The organism is Amycolatopsis sp. NPDC049252, assembly GCF_043197175.1.
Taxonomy (GTDB): Bacteria; Actinomycetota; Actinomycetes; order Mycobacteriales; family Pseudonocardiaceae; genus Amycolatopsis.
Map to the genome: position 1 here is coordinate 69,096 of NZ_JBICSQ010000012.1, position 10,100 is coordinate 79,195.

13 protein-coding genes are annotated in these 10,100 nt (G+C 70.9%); 8 read left to right on the forward strand and 5 right to left on the reverse strand.

Features of this window, described 5'->3' with window-relative positions; translation table 11 throughout:
- The first annotated feature begins 19 nt into the window (after positions 1-19).
- From ACGFMK_RS16940 to ACGFMK_RS16950, 3 genes are read left to right on the forward strand one after another with little or no spacing between them, the layout of a single operon-like run.
- Positions 20-1,051 carry a sugar ABC transporter substrate-binding protein gene (locus ACGFMK_RS16940; protein WP_392763684.1) on the forward strand — a complete coding sequence of 344 codons (1,032 nt, stop codon included), beginning with the start codon at positions 20-22 and terminating at the stop codon, positions 1,049-1,051.
- On the forward strand, positions 1,048-2,544 hold the full coding sequence (locus ACGFMK_RS16945) for a sugar ABC transporter ATP-binding protein (protein ID WP_392763443.1): 1,497 nt from the start codon (positions 1,048-1,050) through the stop codon (positions 2,542-2,544). Before ACGFMK_RS16940 ends, ACGFMK_RS16945 begins: the two co-directional genes overlap by 4 nt.
- Positions 2,541-3,554 (forward strand): ABC transporter permease, encoded by a 1,014-nt coding sequence (locus tag ACGFMK_RS16950; RefSeq protein WP_392763445.1) that lies wholly within the window; start codon positions 2,541-2,543, stop codon positions 3,552-3,554. The genes ACGFMK_RS16945 and ACGFMK_RS16950 overlap by 4 nt, the downstream gene beginning before the upstream one ends.
- Before the next feature lie 108 nt (positions 3,555-3,662).
- Here ACGFMK_RS16950 and ACGFMK_RS16955 read toward each other — a convergent pair whose 3' ends face one another.
- Positions 3,663-4,382: a FadR/GntR family transcriptional regulator gene (locus ACGFMK_RS16955; protein ID WP_392763448.1), complete on the reverse strand. Its 720-nt coding sequence runs from the start codon at positions 4,380-4,382 to the stop codon at positions 3,663-3,665.
- An 81-nt stretch (positions 4,383-4,463) separates the two neighbouring features.
- Here ACGFMK_RS16955 and ACGFMK_RS16960 point away from each other — a divergent pair, with 81 nt between their 5' ends.
- From ACGFMK_RS16960 to ACGFMK_RS16970, 3 genes are read left to right on the forward strand one after another with little or no spacing between them, the layout of a single operon-like run.
- Positions 4,464-4,802, forward strand: a complete 339-nt coding sequence (locus tag ACGFMK_RS16960) for an L-rhamnose mutarotase (RefSeq protein WP_392763451.1) — start codon at positions 4,464-4,466, stop codon at positions 4,800-4,802.
- 4 nt (positions 4,803-4,806) lie between these two features.
- Positions 4,807-5,775 carry an aldo/keto reductase gene (locus ACGFMK_RS16965; RefSeq protein WP_392763453.1) on the forward strand — a complete coding sequence of 323 codons (969 nt, stop codon included), beginning with the start codon at positions 4,807-4,809 and terminating at the stop codon, positions 5,773-5,775.
- Positions 5,772-6,602 carry an amidohydrolase family protein gene (locus ACGFMK_RS16970; protein ID WP_392763455.1) on the forward strand — a complete coding sequence of 277 codons (831 nt, stop codon included), beginning with the start codon at positions 5,772-5,774 and terminating at the stop codon, positions 6,600-6,602. Before ACGFMK_RS16965 ends, ACGFMK_RS16970 begins: the two co-directional genes overlap by 4 nt.
- Positions 6,603-6,668: 66 nt before the next feature.
- On the opposite strand, the gene shbA is transcribed toward ACGFMK_RS16970, so the two are convergent.
- The 4 genes from shbA to ACGFMK_RS16990 all read right to left on the reverse strand — a co-directional run bounded on the left by shbA (position 6,669) and on the right by ACGFMK_RS16990 (position 9,081).
- The gene (gene shbA / locus ACGFMK_RS16975) at positions 6,669-7,322 is read right to left on the reverse strand and encodes an RNA polymerase sigma factor ShbA (protein ID WP_392763457.1); all 654 of its coding nucleotides are present in this window, start codon (positions 7,320-7,322) and stop codon (positions 6,669-6,671) included.
- Positions 7,323-7,575: 253 nt separating this feature from the next.
- Positions 7,576-7,872: a DUF202 domain-containing protein gene (locus ACGFMK_RS16980; RefSeq protein WP_392763459.1), complete on the reverse strand. Its 297-nt coding sequence runs from the start codon at positions 7,870-7,872 to the stop codon at positions 7,576-7,578.
- 352 nt (positions 7,873-8,224) lie between these two features.
- Positions 8,225-8,581 carry a YidH family protein gene (locus tag ACGFMK_RS16985; protein ID WP_392763461.1) on the reverse strand — a complete coding sequence of 119 codons (357 nt, stop codon included), beginning with the start codon at positions 8,579-8,581 and terminating at the stop codon, positions 8,225-8,227.
- Positions 8,582-8,592: 11 nt separating this feature from the next.
- Positions 8,593-9,081, reverse strand: coding sequence for a GtrA family protein (locus tag ACGFMK_RS16990; RefSeq protein ID WP_392763464.1), 489 nt, complete (start codon positions 9,079-9,081; stop codon positions 8,593-8,595).
- A gap of 160 nt (positions 9,082-9,241) precedes the next feature.
- Here ACGFMK_RS16990 and ACGFMK_RS16995 point away from each other — a divergent pair, with 160 nt between their 5' ends.
- Together ACGFMK_RS16995 and ACGFMK_RS17000 are read left to right on the forward strand one after the other, a co-directional pair.
- The gene (locus ACGFMK_RS16995) at positions 9,242-9,652 is read left to right on the forward strand and encodes a hypothetical protein (RefSeq protein WP_392763467.1); all 411 of its coding nucleotides are present in this window, start codon (positions 9,242-9,244) and stop codon (positions 9,650-9,652) included.
- A gap of 82 nt (positions 9,653-9,734) precedes the next feature.
- Positions 9,735-10,028, forward strand: coding sequence for an iron-sulfur cluster biosynthesis family protein (locus tag ACGFMK_RS17000; RefSeq protein ID WP_247062237.1), 294 nt, complete (start codon positions 9,735-9,737; stop codon positions 10,026-10,028).
- The last annotated feature ends 72 nt before the right edge of the window (positions 10,029-10,100 follow it).

Sequence of the window (10,100 nt, forward strand, 5' to 3'; positions counted from 1 at the left end):
GGATGCAGTGCGTAACAGGGTGATCCAGGTGGCCGCCACGGCCGCCGTCTGCGGCCTGGTGCTGGCCGCCTGCGGGTCCACTAAGGACAACGCGTCGGCGCCCGCGGCCGGCGGCAGCCCCGGCGGCAAGGTCGGGGCGACCCTGCCCCTGCTGACCTCGCCGTTCTGGCAGGCCTACAACAACTACGTCCCGCAGATGGCCAAGTCCGAGGGCGTCGACGTCCTCCCGACGGTCAACGCCGACAGCGACCCGGCGAAGCTGATCACCGACATCGGCACCTTCCTCAATCAGGGCGTCAAGGGCCTGGTCGTGACGCCGCTGGACTCCGCGGCGATCGTCGCCGGGCTCAAGCAGGCGGAGAACAAGGGCGTGCCGGTGGTCGCGGTCGACGTCGCCCCCGAGAGCGGCAAGGTCGCCATGGTGGTGCGGGCCGACAACAAGGCCTACGGCACCAAGGCGTGCGACGCGATCGGCGAGAAGGTCAAGTCCGGCAAGGTCGTGCAGATCCAGGGGGACCTCGCCTCGGTCAACGGCCGCGACCGCTCGGAGGCCTTCAAGTCCTGCATGGCGCAGAAGTACCCGGGCATCCAGGTGCTGGACATCCCGGCCGAGTGGAAGGCCGACAAAGCGTCCTCCGGTCTGGACAGCATGCTGACGGCGAACCCGGACATCAAGGGTGTCTACATGCAGGCCGGCGGCGTCTACCTGGCCCCGACCGAGCAGGCCCTCAAGCGCAAGAACCTCTCCTTCCCGGTCGGTGACCCGAAGCACATCGTGCTCGTGTCCAACGACGGCATCCCGCAGGAGCTGGCCGCGATCCGGGCCGGCGAGCTGGACGCCACGGTGTCCCAGCCCGCCGACGCGTACGCGAAGTACGGCCTGTACTGGCTGAAGAAGGCCATGGCGGGCGAGACGTTCAAGCCGGGCCCGACCGACCACGGCAGCACCATCGTCGAGATCAGCCCCGGCATCCTCGAGGACCAGCTGCCCGCGCCCGTCATCACCAAGGCGAACGTGGACGACAAGGCCCTGTGGGGGAACAACCTGTGAGCCCCGTCGTCAGCGCCCGCGGCGTCGGGAAGCGCTACGGCCCGACCGTGGCGCTGCACGACGTCAGCCTGGCGGTGAACCCCGGTGAGTCGCACGCGCTCGTCGGGCGCAACGGGGCCGGCAAGTCGACCCTCGTCTCCATCCTCACCGGCCTGTCCGCCACGGACACCGGGCACGTCGAGTTCGGCGGCGAGCCGGCCCCGCCGCTGACCAAGCAGGACGACTGGAAGGCGCGGGTGGCCTGCGTCTACCAGCACGCCATGGTCGTCCCGCAGCTGACGGTCGCGGAGAACCTGTTCCTCAACCGGCAGGCCGGGGGCGGGTTCTCGATCGGCTGGAAGAAGCTGCGGCGGCAGGCCGAAGAGCTGCTCGGGTCGTGGGACGTGCACGTCGACGTCGACACCCCGGCCGGCGAACTGTCGGTCGAGGACCGGCAGTTCGTCGAGATCGCCCGCGCCCTGTCCTACGGCGCCCGGTTCATCGTGCTCGACGAGCCGACCGCGCAGCTGGACAAGCAGGCCATCGAGCGGCTCTTCGAGCGGATGCGCCAGATGCAGGCGGGCGGCGTGACGTTCCTGTTCATCTCGCACCACCTGCACGAGGTCTACGAGGTCTGCCAGGCGGTCACGGTGCTGCGCGACGCGAAGCACGTGCTGACCGCCCCGGTGGCCGAGGTCGGCCGGGCCGAGCTGGTCGACGCGATGACCGGCGAACCGGGCGGCCTGTCCGTCCGCGACGCCGCCACGCGCGACGCCCTGGAGGCGGACGCGGCGGAGATCCTGCAGGTCGAGGGGCTGTCCGGGGACAGCTTCACTGACGTCTCCTTCCGGCTGCGCCAAGGCGAGGTTGTCGGGCTCGCGGGCAGCAACGCCAGCGGGAAGCACCAGGTCGCCGAGACGGTCTACGGCCTGCGGACGCCGTCGGCGGGCACGGTCCGGGTCGAGGGCCGGCCGTTGCGGCCCGGCGACATCCCGGCGGCGCTGAAGGCCGGGATCGGCTGCGTGCCGCGCGACCGGCACCACGAAGGCCTGGTGCTGGAGCACCCGATCATGGACAACACCACGCTGTCCATTTTGGACAAGATGGGCCGCGGCGGGATCGCGTCGCCGAAGACGCGGTTCACCAAGGCGTCGCAGGCCCTGGCGGACTACGGCATCGTCGCCGCGAGTGCCGAGCAGCCGGTGTCGGACCTGTCCGGCGGCAACCAGCAGAAGGTCGTCCTCGCGCGGGCCTTGGCGAGCGACCCGCGGGTCGTGGTGCTGATCAACCCGACGGCCGGGGTGGACGTGAAGTCGAAGGAGGCGCTGCTCGCGGTCGTCGACCGGGTGCGCGCCGAAGGCAAGGCGGTGCTGATCGTCAGCGACGAGCTGGACGACCTGCGCCTGAGCGACCGGGTCCTGGTGCTGCGCGCCGGGGCCGTGGTCGCCGAGCACCAGGCCGGGTGGTCCGACGGCGACCTCGTGGCCGACATCGAAGGAGTCGAGCTTTCGTGACCGACGTGATGACCGATCCGCAGACGGAGCTGCCCGCCCCGCCCCGGCGCCGCAAAGCCGGCTGGCTGCGTGAACTCGCGCTGCTGCCCGCGCTCGTCGTGGTGTTCGTCATCGGCGGCCTGGTCGACGACACGTTCGTCGGCTGGAACAACATCGTCAGCATCCTGACGGCGTCGGCGGCGCTGTCGCTGGTCGTGCTCGGCGAGTCGCTGGTGCTGATCACCGGGAAGTTCGACCTGTCGCTGGAATCCACCATGGGCCTGGCGCCCGCGCTCGGCGCGATGGTGGTGATCCCGGCGGCGTCGGCCGGCTTCGGTGTCGAACTGCCCGCCGCCGTCGGCCTGCTGGTGATCCCGCTGTGCGGGGCGCTCGTCGGGTTCGTCAACGGCTTCCTGATCGTGAAGCTGAAGCTGAACGCCTTCATCGTCACCCTCGCCATGCTCACCGTGCTGCGCGGCGTGCAGGTCGGCTCGACCAAGGGCAAGACGCTGTTCAACCTGCCGGACTCGTTCACGAACCTGGCGACCACGACGTTCGCCGGGCTGCCGATGTCGGTGTGGCTGGCCGCGGTGCTGTTCGCGGTCGCCGGCTGGGTGCTGCGCTACCACCGCGTCGGCCGCGCGCTGTACGCGATCGGCGGCAACCGCGAAGCCGCGCGGGCGGCCGGCGTGCGCGTCGACCGGATCGCGTGGGCGGTGTTCGTCGTCGCCGGCATCCTCGCGGCGATCGGCGGCCTGGCCTACACGGGCTACGTCGGCGCGCTCGGCGCGAACCAGGGCTCGGGGCTGATCCTGCAGGTCTTCGCGGCCGCGGTGATCGGCGGCGTCTCGCTCGACGGCGGCAAGGGCACCCTCGTCGGCGCGTTGACCGGCGTCCTGCTGCTGTCGTCGGTGTCCAGCCTGCTCAACTACGCGCACGTCACGGCGGAGTGGCAGGGGGCCATCTACGGCGCCATCATCCTGGTCGCGCTGATCATCGCCCGGTACGCGGGCGGCAAACCCCAAACCTGAGCCGTTCCCTGTGATCATCCGACGTTCCAAGTCCGTGAATGGCACATCGAGGGACTTAGAGTCCCTCGATGTGCCATTCACGGACCACGCGAGGAGGTGCCGGTGGCGTCAGGAGGCTTCCGCGGCCAGGTCCGGGGTCGTCGGGTCGTCGGCCGTGCCCAGTGCGTTGCGCAGCCACTGCTCCACGCCCGCGACGTGCACGGTCGCCCACGAGCGCGCCAGTTCCGGCTCGCGGGCCGCGATGGCCTCGTAGATCGCCGAGTGCTGTTCCCGGGTCTTCGCGACCGCGCCCTCCTGGGTGAGGCCGCGCCAGATCCGGGCCCGGGCGGTCGGCCCGGAGAGGCTGTCGAGCAGCGAGCAGAGCACCGGGTTGCCGGACCCGTCGGCGATCTTGCGGTGGAACTGCAGGTCGTTGGCGACGAGGGCCTCGACGGTCGGCGAGTCGGCCAGCTCCCCGAGCAGGGTGCCCAGCTCCGCGATGTCGTCGTCACTCATGTGCAGCGCGGCCAGCGCGGTCGCGGCCGGCTCGAGGATCCGCCGCACCGCGAGGAAGTCGAGCACGGTGTCGTCGCGGTGGAAGTCGACCACGAACGTCATGGCGTCGAGCAGCAGGTTCGGCTCGAGGCTGGTGACGTACGTGCCGTCGCCCTGGCGCACGTCGAGCACCCGGATCAGGCACAACGCCTTGACGGCCTCCCGCAGGGAGCTGCGCGAAAGCCCGAGCCGCTGGGCCAGCTCGGCCTCCTTCGGCAGCCGGTCGCCGGGCGCCAGCTCGCCGGAGATGATCATGTCCTTGATCTTGTCGATCGCGACATCGGTGACGGGCATCGTGTCCGCCCTTCCCTGCAACAGACCTCGGATGTTTGGGTGTTACTCCCCAGCGTGCCATGTCCCGGCGAAGGAGTGGTCATGACCCACGGTCCCGCACCACAAAGAGTGGCTCTCCACACGAAGCTGAAACCCGGCAAGGAGGCCGACTACGAGTCCGTCCACGCGGTGATCCCGCCCGAGCTGGACGTCGCGCTGCGCGAGGCCGGCGTCCGCACCTGGCGGATCTGGCGTAACGGTCTCGACCTGTTCCACGTCCTCGAAGTCGACGACTACGCGGCGATGCGGGCGGCGTTGCGGGACCACCCCGCCAACGTCCCGTGGCAGGCCAGGATGGCCGAGCTGCTGGCCGTCGAGGACGACTACTCCGGCGACGACACCGGCATCGGGCTGGTCTGGGAACTGCCGGTGAAGGAGTGACCGCGTGAACCTCTCCCTGTCCCCGCTCGGTCTCGGCTGCGCGCAGCTGGGCAACCTGTACCACGCCATCAGCGACGAGACCGCCGCCGCGACCGTCCGGCGCGCCTGGGACGAGGGCGTCCGCTACTTCGACACCGCGCCCCACTACGGCCTGGGCCTGTCCGAAAACCGCCTCGGCGCGGCGCTGCGCGAGTTCCCGCGCGACGAGTACGTGCTGTCCACGAAGGTCGGTCGCGTGCTGGAGCCGAACCCGGGCGGCGCCGGCGAGAAGGACAGCGAGGGCTTCGCCGTCCCGGCCGCCTACAAGCGCCGCTGGGACTTCAGCCGCGACGGCGTCCTGCGGTCGTTCGAGGACAGTCTCACCCGGCTCGGCCTGGACCGGGTCGACATCGTCTACGTCCACGACCCGGACGAGCACTTCGAGGAGGCCCTGCGCGGCGCCTTTCCGGCGTTGCGCGAGCTGCGGGAGCAGGGCGTGATCGGCGCGTTCGGCGCCGGGATGAACCAGGCCCCGATGCTGGGCGAGTTCGTCCGCCGCACCGACCTCGACGTCGTGCTGGTGGCCGGCCGCTACACGCTGCTCGACCAGCCCGCGCTGGACGAGCTGCTGCCGCTGTGCGCCGAGCGCGGCGTCACGGTGGTGGTCGGCGGCGCGTTCAACGGCGGCATCCTGGCCACCGCGGAACCCGGCAGCGTCTACGACTACGCCGAGGCGCCGGCCGAGCTGGTCGAGCGGGCGAGCCGGATCGCGAAGATCTGCGCGAAACACGGCGTCGAACTGCCGGAGGCCGCGCTGGCCATGCCGATGGCGCATCCCGCGGTGGCGTCCGTCGTCGTCGGCGCGCATGATCCGGAGCAGGTGAGCGTGAACGCGCGGCGGGCCCGGGCCGCCGTGCCGCCGCAGCTGTGGACCGAACTCGTCGACGCCGGGTTGCTGCGCGCCGACGTCGTCATCGCCGAAGGAGTCGCATGATCGACGCGCACCACCACCTCTGGGACCCGTCGCGGCGCGAGTACCCGTGGATGGCGGGTGCCGCGATGGACCCCATCCGCCGTCCCTACACCGCCGACGACCTGCGCGCGGTGACGAAGGCGGCCGGGGTGCACGCGACCGTGCTGGTCCAGACGGTGTCGGCGCAGGAGGAGACCGAGGAGTTCCTCGCGACGGCGCAGGCCGAGCCGGTGATCGCCGGCGTCGTCGGCTGGGTGGACCTGGCCGCGCCGGACGTCGCGGACCGGCTGGCGGCGTTGCGCGAGCTGGGGCCGCTGGTGGGGATCCGCCACCAGGTCGAGGAGGAGCCGGACGACGACTGGCTGCTGCGCCCGGAGATCGTGGCGGGGTTGAGCGCGGTCGCCGACGCGGGTTTGGTGTACGACCTGCTGGTGCGGCCGGCGCAGCTCGCGGCGGCCGGCGAGGTGGCGCTGCGGCTGCCGGGCCTGCGGCTGGTCCTGGACCACGCGGCGAAACCGCCGATCGCGGCGCGGGGGTGGGAGCCGTGGGCGTCCGCGGTCGCCGCGCTCGCCGAACGCGAGAACGTCGTGTGCAAGCTGTCCGGCCTGGTCACGGCGGCGGACTGGTCGGGCTGGGAGGTCGGGCACCTGCGCCGCTACGTCGACCACGTCTTGGACGCGTTCGGCCCGGCACGGCTGCTGTTCGGCTCCGACTGGCCGGTGTGCGAACTGGCCGCGGCGTACGAGGTGGTCCTGGACGCGGCGGTTTCGCTCACGGGCTCGCTCTCGGACCCCGAGCGACTGGCGTTCTTCGAGCACAACGCCCGGAGCGTCTACGCCCTGAACTGAGTTGGACGCGGGCGGGGAACGTCCCCCAGGGGGTAAGAGAGGTTCCCCGCCCGCCGGTGCGAAAGGTCAGAACTCGTCGTCGCGGATCATCCCGCGCAGGCGGGTGAGCGCGCGGTGCTGCGTCACGCGCACGTTGCCGGGTGAGATGCCGAGCGCTTCGGACGTCTCCGTCGCGGACAGGCCGACGGCGATGCGCAGGGTCAGGATCTCCTGCTGCACCCGGGGCAGCGTGGCGAGCAGCCGGCCGAGACGGGCGCCGAGGTCGAGCGAAAGGGCGCGGGTCTCGGGCTCGTTGCCGACCAGCGGGCGCTCGGGGAGCTCGGGAACGGGCTCGGAGCGGTCGCGGGCCACGGCGCGGTAGGCGTCGGCGACCTTGTTGGCCGCGATGGCGTGCACGAGGTAGAGGAAGGAGCCGCCCCGGTCCTGGTAGTCCGGGAGGGCCTTCAGCACCGCGAGGCACACTTCCTGGGCGACGTCGTCGGCCGACAGGTAGGAGAGGTCACGCCCGCCCATCCGGGCGCGGCAGTAGCGCACCACCACCGGCTCGATCATCTTGAGCAGGGTGTGGACGGCGGCGGGGTTGCCCTCGCCCGCGTCCTTGACGAGGGGGTCGAGATCTTCCTTCGTCAATCGCCCGCCAGGCCGGGGCAAGGACTCCGGAGTGCGATAATCGCGAACCTCCGTGGTGGATTCCTCGGTGGTCCTGGGCGGTGCTGTCATGGTCGTCTCCCCGGCCGACCCTCGACCGTCGCTGCCGGGGGTTCAACTCTCCGTAACGGTGTGCTCGCAGGTACTCCGGGAGACCCGACCCGTCCTGCGTTCCGTGCGACGCTGGGTAATCGTAAGCACCTCCCAGGCCATCAGTCCAGATTTCAACCACCAATACCCCGTTCGCAGGAGCGACCGTGATGCAACCGCGACCAGACGCCTCACATTGCGATTAATCGCTTTCAGGATGTGCCGAGTTCACCCTTCAGTGGAGGATGAACACGGAAGTGGCGGTGGCGGTCACGGCGAGCGACACTGCCGCCGGAAGCGCCCGGGGCATGGCCCCCGGTTCGGCGACCCGCAGGGCCCGTTCGCGGTACACGCCGGCCACGGCGAGCAGGGCGGACGTCCCCGCCGAGAGCAAAACGGGCACCAAAGCGGCTCCCCAGTGGCGTTGTGCGGCCATGTGGAGCAGCAACGTGGTGCAAGCGGCGGAGGCCAGGACCGTTCGCCGCCACGCGAGCCCGGTCCGCTCGGCCTGGGCCCCGCCAGGCGTCGTCACGGCCGCACCCGCCCGATTGCCTGGGCAGGAGTGGTGCTCGGCCGGTCGCGAACGGCCGGCGCGCCCCGTGCGGCGCTCGTGGCGGTGGTGAGGCCGGGTGACATCGCGGACCGAAGGGTCACGGGAGGCTCGCCGCGAGCGGCGCCGTACCCGTCGGTACGTGCGGCTGCACGTGCGCCTGCACCGGAGTAGTCGTGAATCTCCAATAATCCGGTTTCGTGGAGCGCTGTGGCGGTAGAAGTACCGACAGCGTGAACCCGGGTCTTCGAGGCGAAAACTGGTGATGGGGGCGGCCACGCACGGTGACCAAGCGATGTGGTGGCCGTCACAGAAGAGTGAACGGAACGGGCGGTCACGACAGCACCAGCAGCACGGCCGCCGCCGCGATCAAGAGGAACAAGCCCGCCGTCAGCACCACGATCATCAGGCTCCGCGGCAGCGGCTCGCCGGCCCGCATCGCGATCTGGACCCGTCGCCAGCGCGGGTAGGCGTTCGCCGCGAGGGCGGCCGCCAGGACGACGCACAGGCTCGCCAGCACCGCGCTCGCCCCGGCCGGGGCGGGGATGAGCTGGTGCACCGCCACCCCGCCCGCGAGCAGCCCGAGGGCGGTGCGCAGCCAGGCCAGGAACGTCCGTTCGTTGGCCAGCGTGAAGCGGTAGTCCGGTTCGGTGCCGCCCGAGTGGGGCTTGATTTCTTCTTGCGGAGCCACGTCCGCAGACGCTAGCCGCTGTGCGCGGCCGTGGCCTGTTCCGCTTCTTCCGAGCCGTGCGCGAACACCCACCAGCGCAGCACGGCGAACCGCACGAACCCGCCGACCAGGCTGGACAGCAGCAGCGTGCCCGTCTCCTCCCACGACGTCGGCCGGTCGACGACGGCGTCGAGGATCGCCAGCACGGCCGAGCCGTACCCGGCGTAGAAGGCGAAGGTGAGGAGGTCCTGCAGGTGCCGCTTCCCGGCGTTGCTCCGCCGCCCGGCGAAGGTGACGCGGCGGTGGAACTCGGTGTTCCCGACCGTCGTCAGCGCGATCGCGACCAGGTTCGCGACCTGTGAGCCGAGCTGGTCGCGCAGCAGGAGGAACAGAACGGCCTGGACGCCGGTTGTCACGACGCCGGCCACGACGTACCACGCCGCGTGCGTGCCGAGCTCGTGGTGGCGTTCCGGATCGGTCGCGAACGGCCGATGATCGGGTGCGCACCTGGTGGTGGCCATGATCCGAAGCTACTCCGCCTTCACAAACTTGTGAATATGTTAAACCCGTTGAAGAAATGTGATCCCGGCGACATCGCCGGGGTTTCGCCCTCCGGCGGCCCGGGTAGGTCGCGGGGGATGACTACCTACTACGCGCCTTCTTACGCGCCGGGAGAAACCAGTGAGTGACCGTGACGCGGCCGATTCGGAAAGCCTGAGCCCCAGCGAGGCGCTGGACGAGGACGAGCTGCGCGTCGACCCGCTCGAGGAGGGCGTCGAACCGCCCGAACACTGGAGCGCCGCCGACCGGTTCGGCACGACGGCCGGCGAAGTCCGCGAAGGCGAGCCGATCGAGCAGCGGCTCGCGGAGGAGGAACCGGACACCGAGCCGGACCCGATCCCGGACCGCCCGCTCGCCGCGACCCCGGCCGCCGAGCTCGACGAGACCGTCGAGGACGCACCGGCGGACTACGAGCAGGTGACCCCGGACGACGAGCTGCCCCACCGCCACGCCGACCCGGACCCGGGCGAGCGGGCGGACTACGCCGGCGGCTCGGTGGCCGACGCCATCCGCGAGGCCCGGCAGGGCTGATCCGCTCACACTGCGCGCCCGTTCGGACGCATTTAGCGTGGGACCCCGAGTGCATCGGACCGCGACGAAGGGAAGGCCGAAGATGCTGACCGTGACCGAAGCCGCCGCCGAGGCGATCACCGCACTGACCAGCCAGGGCGACGGAGACGCCGGGCTCCGCCTGGCGGTCCAGAACGCCGAGGGCGAAAGCGCCCAGCTGGCCTTGTCCGTGGCGCCGGAGCCCGCGGAAGGTGACAGCGTGCTCGGCGCCGACGAGGGACCGAAGGTGTTCCTCGAACCCCAGGCAGCGGCGCTGCTGGACGACAAGGTGCTCGACGTCCAGGAGGACGACGCCGGCGGAGTGGCGTTCGCCGTGCTGCCACAGCACACGAGCTGACCGCGGTCGTTAGGGGGGTAACAGGGTAACACAAACTATCAGAATAACTACCAATCCCTCCAGCACAAACAC